Below are 20749 nucleotides of genomic sequence, written 5' to 3'. Positions count from 1 at the left end.
ACACGGCTTTCAGGCGGTCTCGGTGGCCGTCATATGCTCGTCGAGGACGGGCGCGATCAGCGAGAGCGCGTGGGGTGAGGTCAGCTCGTTGTGGGTGAGGTCGATGTCGTGGTTGACGACGCGGCCGGTGGCATAGGGACGCCAGCCGTCCGGCCCGACGATATCGGAGGTGTCGACGGTGGCGCTGAAATAGAGCAGATCACCGTCGAAGACCGGACGGCGATATCCGGTGCGGGTGTTCGCGGATGCGTTGTAGGAACCCGCCATTCGTTCGATGATCTCGGCATCGATGAACTCCACACCCAACCGGGTCTTGATGAGATCGGCCGCCTCCTGGGCGGTCGCCTCGGCGGGGACGTCGTCGATGCCGATGATCGAGCCGAAGGTATTGACGAAGGCGCCCGCCGAGAGCCGTTCGATGGTGTCGCCGTCGATATCGGCGTGGTCGGTGTCCAAAAGTGCTACGACGCCGACGGTTTCGCCCGCCGCCTGCAGTTTCGCCGCCATCGCGTGCGCGATGATACCGCCGTAGGACCAGCCGAGCAGGTGGTACGGCCCGCTCGGCTGGACGGCGCGGATTTCGCGAATGTAGCGGTCGGCGTACTCCTCGATGGAGCGCGCCGAGGGTTCGCGGCCACTGAGATCCGGTGCCTGCAGGCCGTAGATCGGACGGCCCGGCCGCAGCCGCTCCGCGAGTCCCAGGTAACTCCACGACATTCCGGATGAGGAGTGGACACAGAACAGTGCCGGTTCGGTGCCGCCGAGCCGGATCGGCAGGAGTACGTCGAGACCGAGTCCCGCTGGCGCGGTGGCAGTTTCGCGTGCCGCCGCCTGCGCGGCCAAGGCTTCGGTTTCGGCTGCGCCGGCCTGCTGAGCTGCCGGGGTCTGCGCGAAATGGGCGGCCGCGCCGAGCATGTCGGACCACAGGTCCGCCAGCTCGGCGACCTCGGTGCGGTCCAAGAGTGTTTCGGGGAAGCGGAGTTCCGCGTGCAACCGATCGTCGATCACGACAGCGGTCACATCGATCGCGGCGGTGACCCCGACCTCGGGGTGCTCGTCGGGGCGCAGCTGGCCGAATTCGTCGGTGGGTGACCAGCCGAGGCCTTCGAGTCCGGCCGGAATGTCGCCAGCCGAGCGCCGCCCCAGGTATTCGAAACTGATCCGGCCCGGCAGCGGGGACGGAAGCTGCTCTGCCGCAGCATCGTTGAGGTAGCGCAGCAAGCCGAACCCGATGCCGTTGTCCGGCACCGCGAGCAGCTGATGTTTAACCGCGCGAATCACCGCGCCCATGGCCGGACCACCCGTGCAGGCGTCGTCGATATCGATCTCCGCCAAATCCAGCCGCACCGGATAGATAGTGGTGCACCAGCCCACGGTCCGGCCCATGTCGGCGCCCGGAATCACATGCGGTTGTCTGCCGTCGCCTGCCAAGCGCAGCAAGGCCGTCGGTTCCTCCGCATCCCGGCGTGCGCGCCACCGCATCAAGGCCAAGGCCAAGGTGGCGAGCAAGGTATCGGTGCCAGCGCCGTGCAGTAGTCGCGGCAGCGTGGTGAGCAGTGCGGTGGTTACTTCATCGGAGACCTCGAGTTCGACCGTGCGCAGCGTGTGCACCCGATCGATTCCGAGATCGAGCTCGCGGTGGCCGATCAGCGGATCGGGACCGTCGATCACCCGGCGCCAATGGTCGAGTTCGGCGATGCGGCGGTCGGTGTGCGCTTCTTCGACGAGGGCGTGCGACCACCGGCGCATCGACGTGCCGGTTTCGGCCAGCACCGGTGTGTTCCCGAACGACACCTGTGCCCAGGCGGCGATCAAGTCCTGCACCAGAATTCGCCATGACGCGGGGTCGATGGCGAGCCGATGTGCCACCACGAGCAGGCGGCCGGATCTCGTCCTGGCCCCGGCATCGCCGATCGGATCCAACCAGACGCACTGCAGCACAACGCCATTCGCGGGGGAGAGCCGGTTGGCCGCGGAATCCAATTCGGTCACGGCGTATTCGCGCAGATCGAGCGAGTCGGCGGCGGCATCGAATTCGATGCGGTGCACCAGCGCGTCGACATTGATCGAGCCGGGCTCGTCGACCCGCAGCTGCCAGCCGTCCTCGCCCCGCCACAGCCGTGCGCGCAACATGTCGTGCCGGTCGACAACGGCGGTGAGCGCGGCTACCAGCGGGGCGCGTTCGATGCCGACCGGAAGTTCCAGCACCGCGACCTGCGCGCAGCGGTCGAAGTTACCGCCGCGCTCGACCAGGTAGCGCACGTTCGGAGTGAGCGGCAGTTCGCCGATACCCCCGCCGGGCAGTTCGTCGAGCGCGACGACCGCGACCGCGGCGTCGATGGCGGCGGCCAGCGCGGCCACGGTGCGATGCTCGAAGATCTGCAGCGGTGTGCAGTGGATGCCGCGCAACTTCGCACGGGACACCAGTTGGATCGCGAGAATGCTGTCTCCGCCGAGCGCGAAGAACGAATCGTCGACGCCGACCTTGTCGCGACCGAGCAGTTCGGCGTAGAGCTGTGCCAGGACTTCCTCGGTCGCTGTCGTGGGGGCGCGGTATTCGGTCTCCTCGACGACGAATACGGGTTCCGGCAGGGCCTTTCGGTCGAGCTTGCCGACGGCGTTGAGCGGGATGGCATCCAGGACGACGAAGGCGGCGGGCACCATATACGCGGGCAAGGTATCGGCGGCGACCGCTCGCACCCGGGCGATATCGAGTTCGACCCCGGGCTTGCGGACGAGATAGGCCGCCAGCGCGGTCGACCCGGTGGGCCCGGGAACGCCGAGCGTCACGGCGAAGTCGACCCCATCCGCGCGGCCGAGCACCGCGTCGATCTCACCCAGTTCGATGCGCTGACCGCGCACCTTGACCTGGAAGTCGGTGCGGCCGATGTACTCGAGCTCCAGAGCCTGCCCCGTGGCGCGGATCCAGCGCACCAGATCGCCGGTGCGGTACATGAATTCGCCGGGCTCGCCGAAGGGGTTGGCGATGAACCGCGATGCGGTCAGGCTCGGCCGGGCGTGATAGCAGCGGGCCAGCGCGGGTCCGGCGAGGTACAGTTCGCCCGTGACCCCGACGGGCACCGGGCGCAGCCGATCGTCGAGGACCAGCACGGCCGCACCGCGAATGGGCGCGCCGATGGTGACCGGTGTGCCCGCGACCAGCGGTGCGGACCCCGTTGCCCAGATGGTGAATTCGGTCGGACCGTACAGGTTCACCATGGTCCGGTCGGCGCACCAGCGTTCGACCAGTTCGGCGCCGACCGCCTCGCCCGCCACCGCGAGCACTCGCACACTCGACACCTCCGCGGGATCGATCGTGGCCAATGCCGACGGAGTTATCACCATATGCGTGACCTGCTCGGCGGCGATCAGTTCGGCGAGCGCGCTGCCGCCGAAGACCTCCGGCGGTGCGACGACAGACGCCCCGCCGGATCCGAATGCCATCAGCGCCTCGAACACCGATGCGTCGAAACTCGGTGAGGCGACCTGCAATACCCGGGAGTTCGCATCCACGCCGAGGGATTCTCGCTGTGCCGCGATGAGATCGGCGATGCCGCGATGGGATACGGAGACGCCCTTGGGGGTGCCGGTCGAACCCGAGGTGTAGATCATCCAGGCCGGGTTGTCCGGACGAATCCCGTTCGGCGCGACCGCCGCGTCACTCGCTGCCCGTTGCCGTGCGCTGAATTCGGTGTCGTCGAGGACCAGCCATTCGGTGCTGTCGGGCAGCAATGGCCGATAGGCGGCGAGTGTGAGCCCGACCCGTGCACCCGAATCCGTGAGCATGTGATCGATCCGGTCCACCGGATGTTTCGGATCGACCGGCAGGAATGCCGCGCCGACCTTCGCGGCGGCCCACATGCCGGTGAGCAGTTCGCCGGAGCGGGGGAGGCCCAGTGCCACTACGGTTTCGGGTCCGATGTCCGCGTCGAGTAGGAGCCGGGCCAGCTGGTTCGACTGGGCGTCGAGCTCACGGTAGGTCGTCGTTCGGCCGTCGGCGATCACTGCCGGGTGGTCCGGATACGACGTGGCGGATGCGGCGAGTGCCTGGGGGAGCAGCGTCGTCCCCGTGGTCTGCGGGCCGCGCACCGGAACCAGCTGGGTGCGTTCGGATTCGTCGAGGATATCGATATCGGCGAGACGCACATCGATATCGGCGACGACCGCCGCGAGCACGCGACGCCACCGCGCGGCAAAGGTTGCCACCGTGCCCGCGTCGAAAAGGTCTGTCGCGTAGGTCAATACGCCGATGACACCGTCGGGGCCGTCGGCGGAGAAACGCTCACGCAGGTCGACAGTGAGGTCGAACTGCGAAGCGCCGCGATCGAAATCCTCGACCTCGAACCGCAATCCGGGCAGTTCCAGGACCGGTTCGACGAAGTTCTGCAGTGACAGCGACACCTGGAAGATCGGGTGATGTGCGGTTGATCGGAGGGGGTTGAGCACCTGGACGAGCCGTTCGAACGGCACGTCGGTATTGCCGAACGCATCCAGATCCGCGGCCCGCACGGTAGCCAGGAGCTGCCGGAACCCGGTCCCCGGATCCACTTGGGTGCGCAGCGCGAGCGTATTGACGAACATGCCGACGAGTTGATCGAGTGCTTCCTCGCCGCGACCGGCGACCGGCGTGCCGATCACCACGTCGTCGGTGCCGCCGAGCCGTGCGAGCAGCACCGCGAGTGCGGCGTGCACGACCATGAATACGCTGACATTGTTCGCGGCCGCGAATTCGACTATGGCGCTGTGCAATTGCGCGTCGAGTGTGAATTCGACATCAGCGCTGCGCATCGATTGCAGCGCGGGGCGCGGGCGGTCCGCGGGCAGTTCCAGCAGATCCGGTGCACCGGAGAGGGTGTCGGTCCAGTACCGGATCTGTCGTGCCGCCATCGATTCCGGATCCGACTCGTCGCCGAGCAGTTCCCGATGCCAGAGGGCGAAGTCGGCGTACTGCACCGACAGCGGCACCCGCGCGGCTTCGCCCCCGCTCACGCGTTCGGAGTAGGCGGCGACCAGATCGGCCGCGAGCGGTGCCATCGAGGCGCCGTCGGCGCTGATGTGGTGCACGACGAGCACGACGACATGTACCGCGAGCGATTCGGCGGACGGCGCCACGGGAGCCTCGACCACCAGGGGGCCCGACGAGACCGGGGGTATGTCCGCAGAAGCGTGTGACGCCACCGGCGCAACGCCGACGGTGGCGCCGGACGATACCGGCACCGATCCCATGCCGTCGGCGCCCGTGCCGTCGGTGATGCGGAACAGTCCGACACGCAGCGGCGGTTCCTTGGCGATATCGAATCCGGTGCCCGCCAATGCATTGATCCGAAGACGCAGGGGCGCACCGTCTTCGGTGTCGAGCACGGCCAACTCGGGTGCGGCCGCCGCGGTGGCGACCACCACTTGACGGGGTCCCTCCGCATCCGCGGGGTAGATGGTGCGCAGGCTTTCGTGCCGCTCGACCACATCGGCGAGTGCGCGCCGCATGGCCGCCACATCGAGCTCACCGGTGAGCCGGAGCGCGACCGCGATGTTGTAGGCGGGTGAGGTCGGATCCAGCCGATTGAGCACCCACATGCGTTGTTGGGCCGGGGACAACGGAATTCGGTCCGGTCTGATCCGCGGTGCGAGGGCGAACCGGCCCGGTCTGCCGTCGGTCGCCGGGATCACCCGCGCCGACAGCTGTGCCACGGTGGGCGCGTCGAACAGATCGCGCAGCGCGACGGTCGAGCCGAGGGCCGAATTGATCCGGGCGATAACCTTGGTGGCGCTCAGCGAGTTGCCGCCGAGTTCGAAGAAGGACTGGTCGACACTGACCCGTTCGCTGCCCAGTACATCGCCGAATACCTCGGCGACGGCCTGTTCGACGGCCGTGCGCGGGGCGAGATACGGCCGTTGCGCGGTCGAGAAGTCCGGCACCGGAAGGGCTTTGCGATCCAGCTTGCCGACCGGGGTGAGCGGGATCTCATCGAGTACGACGAGATGGCTGGGCACCATATAGCCCGGCAGTTCCGCCGCCACCTGGACGCGCAGCCGCTCGGTATCCAATTCGGTGCCCGCGGTGGGCAGCACATAGGAGACGAGCACCGTCGCGCCGGCCGGTCCCGTTTGCCCGATGGTCACCGCGTATTCGACCTGCTCGTCGCGCGAGAGCACGGCATCGATCTCGCCGAGTTCGATGCGCAGCCCGCGGATCTTGACCTGGAAGTCGCTGCGGCCCAAATACTCCAGCTCGAGCGCATCGTCGGCTCCGACAACCCACCGGACCATATCGCCGGTTCGATACATCCTTTCCCCGGCCGCGCCATACGGATTCGCGATGAAGCGCGCCGCGGTCATCTCGAACCGATTGAAGTAACCACGGGCTAGCCCGGGACCGGCCAGGTACAGCTCACCCCCGATGCCCACCGGAACCGGGCGCAGCCAGGTATCGAGCACCAGATTCGACGTACCGCGGATCGGACCGCCGATGCTGACCGGTTCATCCGGCAGCAGTTCAGCGGGGCCGGTCGCCCAGATGCTGCATTCGGTAGGGCCGTACAGATTCACCATCCGCCGCTCGACCGCCCAGCGCGCGATCACTTCGGGGGTGGCGGCCTCGCCCGCGACCGAGAGCACACGCAGATCGGCGAGGTCGGTCGGTTCCATGGTGGCCAGCGCCGACGGCGTGATCACGGCGTGGGTGACCCGTTCGGCGCGCAGCAGACGTTCGAGATCGCTGCCGCCGTAGACCTCCGGCGGCGATACCACCAGGCGCCCACCCGCGCAGTGCGCCATCAGCAGTTCGAAGACCGATGCATCGAAACTCGGCGACATGACCTGTAGCACGCTGGTACCGGGACCGAGTTCGAGGGTATCCCGTTGTGCGGTGGTCACATTCGCGATGCCGCGGTGGCTGAGCAGGACGGCCTTCGGCTTACCGGTGGAGCCCGAGGTATAGATGAGGTAGGCGGTCTGGTCGATATTGATCGGGCCGCCGCGCTCCTCGTCGGTGATGGGTGCATCCGAGACGAGCATGGCCCGTCGAATCGTGTTGAGGTCGTCGAGCAGCAGCCAGTCGATACTGCCGGGCAGCGTCTCACCGGTCTCGGTGACCGTCACGCCGATCGGGGCCTTGGAGTCGGCGAGCATATGCTCGATCCGCTCCACCGGATAGCTCGGATCCAGCGGTAGGAACGCCGCACCCGTCTTGGCCAAGGCCCAAACGGCCACAACGGATTCCAGCGATCGGGTGAGTGCGAGTATGACGAAGACCTCGCGGCCGACGCCACGCCCGAGCAGGACCCGGGCGAAGCGGTTGGACCAGGCGTCGAGTTCGCCGTAGCTCATGGTGAGATCGCCCGCAGTGATCGCGATGGCGTCCGGATCGATGCGCGCGCCCGCCGACAGTACCTCCGGAAGGGTCTGCGGCGGGACCGATTCTGTGCCACGTACCGGCAGCAGGGTGGCGAGTTCGGCCTCGTCGCAGTACTGCAATTGGGAGACAAGGGCATTCGGGCTATCGGCCAGTTGGGTCAGCAGTCGGACGAAGCGATCCAGCAGTGGCTGTGCCGCGGTGAGCTCGAGCTGGTCGGCCATGAATTTCAGGGTGATGCGCAGCGTGTCGTGCCCGTCCTCGCCGCGCAGCGGAATGACCATGAGGTTCAACGGATACGGCGTCGCATCGGTGCCCTCGATATCGAGCACCCGCATGCCCGCGATATCGAGCGCCTGCGACAGCGCCTCCCGGTCGACGGGATACGACTCGAACACCGTCAGCGTGTCGAAGAGTTCGGCGAGGCCGACGGCCCGGTGGATGGCGGCCAATCCCACATGTTGGTGGTCCATCAGACGCGCCTGTTCGGCCTGGATGCGGGCCAGCAGGTCGGCGACCTTCTCCGACGGATCGAGCTGGACTCGGACCGGGAGCGTATTGATGAACAGCCCGACCATCTCTTCGACGCCGGGCAACTCCGGCGGCCTACCGGATACGGTGCCGCCGAATACCACATCCATGCGCCCGGTCAGCATGGCGAGCAACATGGCCCACCCGGCCTGCACCATGGTGTTCACCGTCGCACCCGATTCGCGGGCGGTGGCCTCCAGCCGCTCGACCGTGGCGCGGGTCAGGTCGTGCGAGATCATTCCGGTCTCGGTGGATTCGATGCCCGCCAGCGTCGGGACCGCGCGGGTCGGCGAATCCACCCCCGCCAGCGACTGCGTCCAGGCCGCGAGCGAGGCGGCGTTGTCCTGCTCGTCGAGCCACGACAGGAACTCCCGGTACGAGTGCGCGGGCGGCAGCACGGAGGTGTCGCCCGACATGACGTAGAGCGTCAGCAGCTCGCGCACCAGCAACGGTGTCGACCAACCGTCGAGCACGAGATGGTGATTGGTCATCACCAGCCGATAGGTGTCGACCGCGGTGCGGATGAGGGTGAAGCGGATCAGCGGTGGGCGAGCGAGTTCGAAGCGCGTGCGGGCATCGAGGGCGATCAGGCGATCCAGTTCGCGGTCGCGTTCGGCGGCGTCGGCGATATCGGTGAGATCCACATCTTGCCAGCGGATTTCGGCATCGGCGAGTACGAGCTGGCGCGGCCCCTCGTCGGTCTCGACGAAGGCGACGCGCAGGTTCTCGTGCCGTTCCAGCAAAGCCTGTGCCGCACTGCGCAATCGGGCGGCTTCGACGGTGCCCGCCAGGGTGAGCAGCGACTGGACGGTGTAGCCGTCGGCGGTGTCGGAATCGTAGAGCGCGTGGAAGAGCAGACCGTACTGCAGCGGCGAAAGCGGCCAGACATCGGCGAGATTCGGGTAGGCGCGTTCCCAGCTCTCGATCTGATCTTGCGGTATCGCAACGAGTTCGAAGTCGGACGGGGTAAGGCCGCCCGCGCCCGGCGAGCTGGCGTATGTCGCCAGCGCCCGCAGCGCCTCGGACCAGAGTTCGGCGAGTTGGCGGACGTCCGCCTCGTCGAGCAGCCGCGAGGCGTAGGCCCAGGTGACCTCCAGCCCGATATCGGTGAGCACGGCATTGATATCGACGACCGCGGCCACCGGCGCCGATTCGTTGTGCGTCGCCGCGAAACGCTGTGGCAGCCAGGCGCCCGCCTGCCCGCCGGTGAGCGCGCGGCCGAGGTAGTTGAAGCTGAGCTGTGGTGTCGGCGCGTCCGCCAGGGCGGCGGCGGTCTCCGGATGCTGATAGCGCAGCATGCCGTAGCCGATGCCCTTGTCCGGCACCGCCCGCAGCTGCTCCTTGATCGTCTTGATCGCGGTGCCCGCCGCGACGCCACCGGCGAACGCGTCGTCGAGGTCGATGCCGGTCACATCGATGGCCACCGGGTAGATGCTGGTGAACCAGCCGACGGTGCGGGCGATATCGGCGCCGGGCAGGATCGTCTCGGAGCGGCCGTGGCCTTCCAGGGTGAGCAGCGTCGCGCTGCGATCACGCCAGCGGCTCACTGCCAGTGCGAGTCCGGCGAGCAGCACATCGTCTGCGCCACAATGGAATTGGTCCGGCAGCGTGGCGAGCACGGTGTTGGCGATGTCCGGGGCGACGGTGGTCTGGCACTGTTCCATGGTCGCGACGACATCCACCGTGGGATCAAACGTCGCCGAGCCGATATCCGGATCGGGGGTGGCCAGAATCCGTTGCCACAGTGGCAGTTCGGCCGTTCGCTCGGCGGCCTGCTCGGCTTGGCCGTGCGCCCACCGCCGGAATGAGGTGCCGACCGGCGCGAGTGCGCCGCCCGCCGCCGCGATCGCCAGGTCCGGCAGCAGGATTCGCCAGGAGACGCCGTCGGTCACCAGATGGTGCAATACCAGCCAGCACAGCGGATCGGACTCCGCCCGCTCGATCAGCACGAAGCGCGCGACGACGCCCGCCTCGGGATCGAGCAGATCCGCCGCTTGCTGCAACTCACGCTCAAAGGTGTCGTCCGCGTCTGCTTCGACCGTGACGACATCGATCAACGCGTCGACGTCGATCGAACCACGCTCGGCGACAATCCATTCCCAGCCCTCTTCGGTGTGCCGCAGCGTGGAGCGAAGCACATCGTGGTGGTCGATGAGCGCATGAACGGCCGGGCTGAGCTGGTCGCGGCCGAAACCCGCGGGCAGGCCGATCAAGACGGCCTGGCTGAAGCGGTCCCATGTCGGTCCGTGCTCCACCATGGCGTGCACGATCGGTGTGAGCTCCACCGGACCGACCCCGCCACCGGGCAGTTCGGTCACCGTCTGCGCGACCACGTCGGTCGCGATCGCCGCCAGCGCGGCAACGGTCTTGCGCTCGAACACATCTCGCGCGCTGAAGCCGATCCCGGCGGCCTTCGCGCGGGATACCAGTTGGATGGAGACGATGCTGTCACCGCCGAGGGCGAAGAAGCTGTCGTCGACACCGACCGTTTCGAGGCCGAGGACATCGGCGAACAACTCGGCCAGCGCCTCCTCGCGCGGCGTGGACGGCGCCCGGCTCGCGACGGCGCGGACACTGAAATCCGGTGCGGGTAAGGCCCTGCGGTCCACTTTGCCGAGCGGCGTCAGCGGAATGCTGTCCAGCACCATGATGACCGAGGGCACCATATAGGCCGGAAGTGTCTCACCGGCAGCGGCTTTCAGCGCTTCGGGGTGGATCTCGGCGCCGGGCTTGCCCAGCACGTATGCCACCAGAGCGGTCGCGCCGGTGGCGGTCTCGGCGCCGATGGTGAGTGCGAAGTCGACATCCGGATGCCGTTGCAGCGCGGCGTCGATCTCGCCGAGTTCGATGCGGAATCCGCGCACCTTCACCTGGAAGTCGCTGCGGCCCTGGTACTCCAGTTCGTCGTCTGTGGTCCACCGCACGAGATCGCCGGTGCGGTACATCCGCTCGCCGGGGGCGTACGGGTTGGCCACGAAACGGCTGGCGGTCAGTCCGTTGCGCTGGTGATAGCCGCGCGCCACGCCGGTGCCAGCGAGGTACAGCTCACCGACCGCGCCCCGGGCGACCGGCCGCAGCCATGGGTCGAGCACGACAGCGGTGACGCCGCGAACGATGCTGCCGATGGTGACCGGCCCGCCCGGGCGCAGCGGTCCGCTCAAGGTCACGGTGATGGTGGTTTCGGTGGGTCCGTAGCCGTTCAGCAGCACCCGTCCGGCCCAGTTGGCCACCAGTTCCGGCGGGCACGCGTCACCACCGACGATGATGGTGCGCAGGTCCGGAAGCGTCGCCGGATCCAGGGAGCCCACCACGGTCGGGGTCACATTGAGATGGGTGGCCCGGTGTGCGCGCAGGACTTCGGCCATCTCCTCGCCCGCATACGCCGACGGTGGCACCACGGCGAGCGTCGCGCCCGCCGCGAGGGTGACGAAGATTTCCTCGACGGAGATATCGAAGCTCGGTGAAACCGCGTGCGCCACAACTGAATCGGCATCGACACCGAATCCCGCACCGGAACCGGTGACCAAGTTCGCCAGGCCACGATGCGATACCAGCACGCCCTTGGGCAGTCCGGTCGACCCGGAGGTGTAGATGATGTACGCGATCTGGTCCAGGTGTACCTGCCCGTGGCGATCGGCATCGGTGACGGCGGCCGAATCCTGCGCCGCTACGGTCTCGCCGGTCGCGTCGTCATCAACGATCAGCCAATTCACGCGGTCCGGCAATGACTTTCGCGCCGCGTGCACGGTGACGCCGGCTACCACCCCGCTGTCGCCGACCATATGCTCGATCCGGTCGGCGGGATAGGTCGGGTCGATGGGTACGAATGCCGCACCGGATTTCGCCACCGCGAGCGTCGCGAGCACGGATTCGGCCGAGCGTGGAATCGAAATCGCCACGGTGCGTTCGGGTCCGGCGCCCGCGGCGATCAGCACCCGGGCCAAGCGGTTGGTGTATTCGTCGACCTGACGGTAGGTCATGCTGGTATCGCCGTGCCGCAGCGCCACCGCCTCCGGGGCGAGTGCCGCACCGGCCGCGATGATTTCGGGCAGTGTGCGCGGGGCGACTCCCTCGGGGCCGCGCGCGGGTGCCAGCTGGCGCCGCTCATCCTCGGTGACGACGTGGATGGCACCGAGCGGCGCTTCCGGTCCGGCCGCGAGGAACCGGTGCAGGAACATCAGGAAGCGAGCGTGGTGTGCCGCCAATTCATCTGTGCTGTACAGGTTTCCGTTGCCCTGTAGATCGATGTGGGTGCTTTCGCCGCCCACTCCGGGATACACGTTGACGAACAGATCGTCGATCAGCCCGGAGGTCAGCACATGCAGCCGCCCGGTCACCGACCCGAGCTGAATCCTGGTGTCCACCATCATCAAATTGACCGCCGGACCGAATGAACTCGCCTCGTCCATCGACCAGCCGAGATCGCGGACGATGTCCTCCTGCCGGTACCGCTGCCTGCGCAGCGCACCGGTCAGCTCGGCCTGCGCGGCCCGGATCACCGCACCCACCGTGGTGGTCGGCGTCAAAGTCAGGCGCAGCGGAACGACATTGGCGACCATGCCGCCGGAGCGGCGCAGCGAGGCCGTGGTGCGCGCCGAAACCGGAAGGCTCAGTATGACTTCGGACGCACCGGTCATCGCGGCGAGATACGCACCGAACGCGGCGACGATGGTCGGCGCCGCACCCGAACCCGCCGCCTTCGCCACCGCATCGAGCAATTCGGCCGTGGCGGCGGGCAGCGCGCCCGAGACCCGGCTCGGATGCGCGTCGACATCGGCCTCGCGGCCCGCGAGATTCACCGGGTCGGCCATCCCGGCCAGATGGTCGCGCCAGTACTCGCGGTCGGCCTGGAATCGGTCCGAGCTGCGGTAGGCCAGATCGGCGTCGACGATCTTCTGCAGCGGTTCGGCCTTGGCGGCGGGCGCCTCGCGACCCTCGATGGCCGCGCTGTAGAGCTCGCCGGTGCGCTGCACCAGGGCCAGCGCGCCCATACCGTCCAGGACTATGTGGTGAAAGCGCGAGTACCAGAACCAGCGGTCCTCGGCCAGCCGCAGCATGACCACCGTGACCAGCCGATCGCGCATCAGATCCAGCGGCTCGGAGTACTCCGCACGCATCCAAGCGTGCGCCGCCGCCTCCGGATCGGGGTGATCGCGCAGGTCGATGACGGTGGGTTCATCTCGCAAGGTGGTGTCGACGAACTGATACGGCTGCCCCTCGACATCGATCAGCCGGATGTAGCCGGTGCCGAATTCGCGTCCGGTCCGGCGGACGGCGTCGGCGAGCGCTTCGAGGTCGAGTTCGCCCACCAGTTCGACGTACTGCGCGATCGAAAAGGGGGTGTCGCCGGCGATGTGCTGGGCGAACCAGATGCCGCGCTGAGCTGCCGACAGCGGGAACGCGCCGTCGGGTATCGCGGTCCCCGTCGGTGCGTTCGAAGAAGATGACTGTTGCATAAGCAGACCTGCGTTCTGACGTCTGACGCGGTTATGCACCGCCGGTCCCGACCGTCCCGTAGTAGCAAGTTCATTTTGGACCGATGCCGAGCCCGCTGAAGGCGTATTCACAACACTGTGTTCGATCGGCGGCGTTCCCAGGGCCTCGGTGGTCACGCTCCGCTACCGACTCCTGGCCCGTGGCTGACGCCACTGCGCGCCCGAACCTCGCCGGTTCGGGCGCGCGATGGCGAAACTCCAGGTCAGGCGGACTTCCTGACAGCCAGCCGGTCGGCATCGGTGATCGGCGCGTCCGAGCTGACCAGGTAGCGCTGCAGCGTCGAACGGTCGTCCAGGATCAGCCAGTCGATGTCGTCGGTGAGCTCGGGACGACGGGCCTTGGTGGTGATGCCGAGGTATGCGCCGGGGGCGGCGGTCGCATCATCGGCCAGCGGAGCCGGGGTCGCGCCGAGCTTCGCGACGGCGGCTGCGGCGACGGTCGCCTCGATCTGGGGCTCGATCGCCAGGGCGATCCGGGTGTTCGAGGCGGCGCCACGGGCGATCAGTACGCGGGCCAACCGGTTCGCCCAGCGATCCAGCTCGATATCGGCGAGGCACGCGGGATTGCCGGTCGCCACGTCGGTGTTCCGCAGGCGCGCCTGCAGTTCGATGACGTTGGTGGCGGGCGATTCGACCAGTGTGAGCATTGTGTGTCCCTCGCAGATGTCGTCTTGTTCTCGGTGCCCTTCTAATCTCGCTGCCGGGAGGGTTTGGCGACAGCTACCCAAGCGCTGGTCAGCGCACTCCAAGGGTGAGCGAATTCATACCCAAGGTGTGCGCCGAGCGCGGGGACCGAGGTGACGAGCGGGTCAGTCGGTGACGTACCCGTTGAGGCTGCCGCGCAGGTCGGCGAGCAGGGCGCGGGCCGCGGTGAGGCCGTCACCGTGCCAGACGGTGTCATCGACCGCGAACACCCGCTTATCGGTGGCGGCGCCGAGTTCCTTCCACGCATCGCTGCGCAGCACCGTCTTACCGTGCTGCTCGCCCTGCTCGCCCGCGAAGATGACGTAGATGATGTCGCCCTCGACCTTGGTCAGGTCGTTCTCGGTCACGTCGAAGGAGCTGCCGCGCTGCGCGGTCGGGCGTTGCACGCCCGTATCGGCGAGGACCTGGCCCGCGAAGCTATTGCTGCCCTGGACCTGATCCTGATCAGCGGTGAAGCGGACCACCGAGGCCTGACTCTGGCTGGCGGCCAGCGCATTGCCGGTTTCCCTGGCCTCGGTGCGGTAGTTCTCCAGTGCGGTCGCCGCGGCATTGCCCCGACCGAGACCCGCTGCGAGCGTGGTGAATTCGGCCTGCCAGCCGCTACCCGGATCGGCGAGCACGGTGGGTGCGATCGCCTGCAACGCGGCGAAACCGCCGGCGCCAGCGGGCATATCGCCGATGATCAGATCCGGATGCAGGGCGGCGATCTGCCCGAGATCGGGCTCGGCGGCCGAACCGACCCCGGGAATCTTCAGCACGCCGTATCCGAGATAGCTGGGCTGCGGGCGCGGACCGTCGATCGGGACCGCGCCGACGACGCGCTCCCACAGACCGACCGCGCAGGCGGCGTCCAGCGCCGAGGTGGACAGCACCACCACGCGCTGCGGATCGGTGGGCACCTCCGAGGTACCCCCGGCGTGGGTAATGGTGCGGGTCTTGCCGTTCGACGGATCGGGTGCGCTCGGCAACGGGCAGGCCTGTGAGGTGTCGCGTTCCAGTCCGACCACGCCCGCGCCCGCGATATTCGTGGTGGTGCGCACGATCGAACTGGCGTCGTCCTTCTGACTGCAGCCCGCGACGAGCAGTGCGGCGCAGAGTAGGGCGACCGCGGTGCCCCGGTGCCGGACCGCGCGATTCCAGGCGGTGCCAGATCGGGGGGAGGATGTGCGGTTTCGGGTCCGAACAAGGGCGCTCACCGGCATGCGGGTGAGGGTACCGCGTGCGGCGGGTACCGGGACGCGAGGCCACCACGGCGCGCCCGTCGCATCCGGGCAACCGGCCGTGACCGCGCGGAATCTCACTATCGGACAGGTGATTCCGCGCGGTCCGCGCCCCAGCTCACTTGACGTTGCCGCCGATGCTGAAGCGCGCGCCGGTGGGATCGGCGACCTGAGCCATCCGGCCGTACGGGGTGTCCTCGGGCTGGGACAGCACGGCACCGCCCAATTCGACGACCTTCGCCGCGGCCGTGTCGACGTCATCGGCGCCGAAGTAGACGGTCCAGCCCGCCGGTACGCCCTCGGGCAGGAAGGCGGAGGCGTCCATGACACCGCCGAGCATCGGGGTGGTGGCATGAATGGTGGTGTAGCGGAACTCCGGGATGTCGGAGATGGTGAAGGTATCGCTCCAGCCGAACACGTCGCGGTAGAAGGCGAGCGAGCCCTGGTAATCGCGGGTGTGCAGTTCGAACCAGGACGGGCTACCCGCATGGTCGCTCCACTTGCCGCCCGAGACGATGCCGATGGTCTCGAAACCGCCGAAGGCGCCCGCCTGCCAGATCCCGACGCCGGCGCCGCCGACATCGCCGAGCACGGCCATCGCGCCGAGATCGCCCACATCCATCGGCGGCACGACCACCGCGCCGCCGTGTGCGACGGCCGCGTCGGAGGTGGCCTCGGCGTCGGGCGAGGCGAGGTACACGGTCCATTGATCGGGGCCCTCGACACCGTCCGCCGTCTTGCCCATGCCGCCCGCGACGGCCTTGCCGTCCTTGCGGAAGGTGATGTAGCCGCCGAACTCCTCGCCCGCGCGTTCGGCGGTCCAGCCGAACAGCTGGCCGTAGAAGTCGATCGCCCGATCGGGATCGGAGGTGTAGACGTCGACCCAGCAGGGGTCGCCGGTCTTCGGTGCGGGCCCACCCGTCACCCGACCGCCGCTGCTCATCGAATCGCTACGCGATGCTGTACTCATCGAAGGTCTCCTTGGAGGTAGAACAGGTCGAACACTGTCACCGATAGAGACGTGCGCCGGTCGGGAAAGTCATCGCTAGCGACTGCTTGCAGGTCGCTCGAAGGGTCGGCTGGCGACTGCTTGCAGGTCGCTCGAAAGGGTCCGCCGCGGCGGTACCGAATTTCATGGTCGCCGGATGCGCGGGCAGCTGTGGCCGAACAACGAAATACGACACAGAGTAGGACCCGTGCGGAACGCTGCGGCAGCACAGTTTACGATCTCAGGAGCGCAAGCGAACTCCTCGTCTGCTCCCGGTAGTGGGACGGATGCGAGCAGCGGAGCCTGCGGAGCGACCTAAAGGCACCTTTCAGGAGGATCAGTGACTGCCGTAGAGCCAAAGCCAGTCCCTCAGTTGGAAGCGACTCGGCCGTATCCGGCTCGGACCGGGCCGAAGGGCTCGTTCATCTTCAAGATGGTCACCACCACTGACCCCAAGGTCCTCGGTGTCATGTACCTGACCACCTCGATGGCGTTCTTCCTCATCGGTGGTCTGATGGCCCTGCTGATGCGTGGTGAGCTGGCCCGTCCGGGGCTGCAGTTCCTGTCGCCGGAGCAGTTCAACCAGCTGTTCACCATGCACGGCACGATCATGCTGCTGTTCTACGCGACCGCGATCGTGTTCGGCTTCGCCAACATCATCCTGCCGCTGCAGATCGGCGCCCCCGACGTCGCCTTCCCGCGACTGAACGCCTTCAGCTACTGGCTGTACGCATTCGGCGCGACCATGGCGACCGCGGGCTTCATCACCCCCGGTGGCGCCGCGGACTTCGGCTGGACGGCGTACGTGCCGCTGACCGACATCCTGCACTCGCCCGGCGTCGGCACCGACCTGTGGATCCTCGGCCTCGCGGTTTCCGGTCTCGGCACCATCCTCGGTGGCGTCAACATGCTGACCACCGTCGTCTGCCTGCGCGCGCCGGGTATGACCATGTTCCGGATGCCGATCTTCACCTGGAACATCGCCGTCACCAGTGTGCTCGTGCTGCTCGCCTTCCCGCTGCTGACCGCCGCGCTGTTCGGCCTGGCCTACGACCGCCACCTCGGTGGCCACATCTACGACCCGGCCACCGGCGGCATCCTGCTCTACCAGCACCTGTTCTGGTTCTTCGGGCACCCCGAGGTGTACATCATCGCGCTGCCGTTCTTCGGCATCGTGTCCGAGATCTTCCCGGTCTTCTCGCGTAAGCCGATCTTCGGTTACACCACGCTGGTCTACGCCACCCTCGGCATCGCGGCGCTGTCCATCGCGGTCTGGGCGCACCACATGTACGCCACCGGCGCCGTACTGCTGCCGTACTTCTCGTTCATGACCTTCCTGATCGCGGTTCCGACCGGTGTGAAGTTCTTCAACTGGATCGGCACCATGTGGCGCGGTCAGCTGACCTTCGAAACACCGATGCTGTTCTCGCTCGGCTTCCTGGTGACCTTCCTCTTCGGTGGTCTGTCCGGCGTCATCCTGGCCTCGCCGCCGCTGGACTTCCAGGTGACCGACTCGTACTTCGTCGTGGCGCACTTCCACTACGTGCTCTTCGGCACCATCGTGTTCGCCACCTACGCCGGTATCTACTTCTGGTTCCCGAAGATCACCGGCCGCATGATGGACGAGCGCCTGGGCAAGTGGCACTTCTGGACCACCTTCGTCGGCTTCCACACCACCTTCCTGGTGCAGCACTGGCTGGGTGCGGAGGGCATGCCGCGTCGTTACGCCGACTACCTGCCCAGCGACGGATTCACCACGCTGAACACCATTTCCACGATCGGCGCCTTCATCCTCGGCGCGTCGATGCTGCCGTTCATCTGGAACGTCTTCAAGAGCTACCGTTACGGTGAGGTCGTCACCGTGGACGATCCGTGGGGTTACGGCAACTCGCTGGAGTGGGCCACCACCTGCCCGCCGCCGCGGCACAACTTCTACGAGCTGCCGCGGATCCGGTCCGAGCGTCCCGCCTTCGAGCTGCACTACCCGCACATGGTCGAGCGGATGCGGGCCGAGGCGCACGTGGGCTGGGGCTCGGGCAAGCATGCGACCGAGGTGCGCGAAGGCGCCTTGGCAAAGCACTAGCATTTCCGATCGATGAGTGTGCACCTGCTGGTCATCAGCGGGTGCACACTCGTTTGACGACTGTCCAGCACAGCAACGGCAAACAACTAACTTGGAGCGCGTCAGTTGGCCGACACCACCGTCCTCGCCACCGTCACCGGACCCGACCGGCCCGGCGTGACGTCCGTGCTGCTCGCGGCGATGTCGCGACACCACGTGAGCCTGCTGGATGTGGAGCAGGTGGTCATCCGCGGCCGATTGACCCTCGGCGTGCTGGTCACCTGCCCGAGTGATCCCGAAGCGCTGCAGGACGAGCTCGAAGAGGCGATGAACACCGTCGGCATGCACGTCGACGTGGAGGTCGACGCGCAGATCGGCAGGCAGCCGATGTCCACCCACGCGGTGGTCATCCTCGGCGCCCCGGTGACCGCGCGCGCGTTCAGTGCCGTCTCGCGTCAGCTCGCCGCGCTCGGCGCCAATATCGACACCATCCGCGGCATCGCGGACTACCCGGTGACCGGCATGGAGCTGCTGGTCACCGCCACCGACACCGGACCCGATTCGGATGCGCGGCTGCGCACGGCGCTGGCCGAGGTCGCGGTCGCCGAAGAGGTGGATGTCGCGGTGGAGCGGGCCGGACTGGCCCGGCGGGCCAAGCGGCTCATCGTCTTCGACGTCGACTCGACCCTGATCCAGGGCGAGGTCATCGAGATGCTGGCCGCGCACGCCGGGGTGGAGGATCAGGTCCGCGAGGTCACCGAGGCGGCCATGCGCGGCGAGATCGACTTCGCCGAATCGCTGCGCCAGCGGGTGGCGACCCTGGAGGGCCTGGATGAATCGGTGATCGAGGAGGTCGCCGACCGAATCGAACTCACCCCGGGCGCGCGCACCACGATTCGGACGCTGCGGCGCATCGGATTCCGCTGCGGTGTGGTGTCGGGCGGATTCCGTCAGGTGATCGAACCGCTCGCCCACGAACTGGAATTGGACTTCGTCCAGGCGAATACGCTCGAGGTCGAGAACGGAAAGCTGACCGGGCGAGTGGTGGGCGAGATCGTCGACCGCGCGTTCAAGGCCACCGCCCTGCGGAAGTTCGCCGCGGAGGCCGGGGTGCCGATGGAACAGACCGTGGCCGTCGGCGATGGCGCCAACGACATCGACATGCTCAACGCCGCCGGACTCGGTGTCGCCTTCAATGCCAAGCCCGCGCTGCGCGAGGTAGCCGACACGGCCCTGTCCCACCCCTATCTGGACGCGGTGCTGTTCATCCTCGGCGTGACCCGCGACGAGGTGGAGGCCGCCGACGCCCGCGACGGCGGCATCCGCCGCGTACCGCTCGTCGGCAGCTGACGCACGTCCTGCGGATATCCCACGGTGTGTGGATCTTTGCCGGGAATGCGGCGGGCGTCACGGAGCTTGCACTCGGAGTACATCCGGCCGTGGCAGGCCGGTGACGCGCTCGAACAGCAGTTTTTGTTGACGATCAAGGTGGAGTGATGTCGAGTATCCCGGAGAGCGCCGCCGGAGTCCGGGACAGCGGTGATACAGCGGAGGCCGAATTGTCCACGGGTATCGAGGGTTTCCGCGTCCGGCACGCGGAACTGGCCCGCGGCTATGGCGGTCTCGGTGATCCAGAGGATCCCGATCTGGTGCAGGCCATGCAGATGGTGCTGCACATTCCGAAGGTCGATCCGCCGCGGCGCAGCGCACTGCTGGAGGCCGCGGCGGCGGCCACGGTGGCGCTGTGCCTGGACGAGCGGGTCGGGCCCGAGGGGGAGTGGGCGCAGCGGTTCCTGGCCTGGAAGCGGTCGCGGATCCGCAAGGTGGCCCGGCGGGCGCGTGGTGCGCAATGGCTGGCCGCCGACGCGGTCGACGGGGTGACGGTCGAGGTCGATGGTGCGCAGGCGCGTGCCTTCGTACCAGGGCCGGTGGGCGCGGTCGATCCGCGGATCAGGCGACTGCAGATCAATGGCACCGATCTCGAGCACGACGATCCCGGGCCGGTGGATCCCGAGCTGCCGGTGTTGTGGGTGAACGCGAAGCTCGGCATGACCCTCGGCAAGGCCGCCGCCCAGGTCGGTCACGCCAGCATGCTGCTCGCCGGTGCGCTCACGGTGGATGAGGCCTGGTCGTGGTCGCAGCGCGGGTTCCGATGCGCGGTACGGGAATCCGGACCGGAGCACTGGGCGACGCTGTGCGAGCAGGTGTCGCGTGGCAATGCCGTCGCGGTGCGCGATGCCGGTTTCACCGAGGTCGCGCCGGGCTCGATTACCGTAATCGCGGTGCCCAGTCGGTGATACGCGCCGTTTGGGTAGGGTGCTCGATTCCACTGCCCCTGGTCGTCGCGCGGGATGTTCCGATCCACCGGTAAGCCGCCGAAGAATCCGCCGGGTCTGC

Annotated in this window: 7 protein-coding genes; 3 read left to right on the top strand and 4 right to left on the bottom strand. The window is 67.7% G+C overall.

Features of this window, described 5'->3' with window-relative positions; genetic code table 11:
- Window positions 1-9: 9 nt before the first annotated feature.
- From ACHQ4I_RS11700 to ACHQ4I_RS11685, 4 genes are all read right to left on the bottom strand, one after another.
- Window positions 10-13338: an amino acid adenylation domain-containing protein gene (locus ACHQ4I_RS11700; RefSeq protein WP_420771725.1), complete on the bottom strand. Its 13329-nt coding sequence runs from the start codon at window positions 13336-13338 to the stop codon at window positions 10-12.
- A gap of 242 nt (window positions 13339-13580) precedes the next feature.
- Window positions 13581-14024, bottom strand: coding sequence for an AMP-binding protein (locus tag ACHQ4I_RS11695; RefSeq protein WP_420771724.1), 444 nt, complete (start codon window positions 14022-14024; stop codon window positions 13581-13583).
- Window positions 14025-14186: 162 nt separating this feature from the next.
- Complete coding sequence (locus tag ACHQ4I_RS11690; protein ID WP_420771723.1) at window positions 14187-15284, bottom strand: ABC transporter substrate-binding protein; 1098 nt, start codon at window positions 15282-15284, stop codon at window positions 14187-14189.
- Between the two features lie 136 nt (window positions 15285-15420).
- A complete protein-coding gene (locus ACHQ4I_RS11685) occupies window positions 15421-16272 on the bottom strand; it encodes a VOC family protein (RefSeq protein WP_420771722.1) in 852 nt (283 codons plus the stop codon).
- A gap of 358 nt (window positions 16273-16630) precedes the next feature.
- Here ACHQ4I_RS11685 and ctaD point away from each other — a divergent pair, with 358 nt between their 5' ends.
- The 3 genes from ctaD to ACHQ4I_RS11670 all read left to right on the top strand — a co-directional run bounded on the left by ctaD (window position 16631) and on the right by ACHQ4I_RS11670 (window position 20649).
- Window positions 16631-18373: an aa3-type cytochrome oxidase subunit I gene (ctaD, locus tag ACHQ4I_RS11680; protein WP_420771721.1), complete on the top strand. Its 1743-nt coding sequence runs from the start codon at window positions 16631-16633 to the stop codon at window positions 18371-18373.
- 105 nt (window positions 18374-18478) lie between these two features.
- Window positions 18479-19702 carry a phosphoserine phosphatase SerB gene (gene serB / locus ACHQ4I_RS11675; RefSeq protein ID WP_420771720.1) on the top strand — a complete coding sequence of 408 codons (1224 nt, stop codon included), beginning with the start codon at window positions 18479-18481 and terminating at the stop codon, window positions 19700-19702.
- Between the two features lie 146 nt (window positions 19703-19848).
- On the top strand, window positions 19849-20649 hold the full coding sequence (locus ACHQ4I_RS11670) for an aminoacyl-tRNA hydrolase (protein ID WP_420771719.1): 801 nt from the start codon (window positions 19849-19851) through the stop codon (window positions 20647-20649).
- The last annotated feature ends 100 nt before the right edge of the window (window positions 20650-20749 follow it).

Origin of the sequence: Nocardia nepalensis (assembly GCF_048910785.1) — a bacterium.
GTDB lineage: Bacteria > Actinomycetota > Actinomycetes > Mycobacteriales > Mycobacteriaceae > Nocardia > Nocardia nepalensis.
This window is presented reverse-complemented; position numbering and strand designations above follow the sequence as displayed.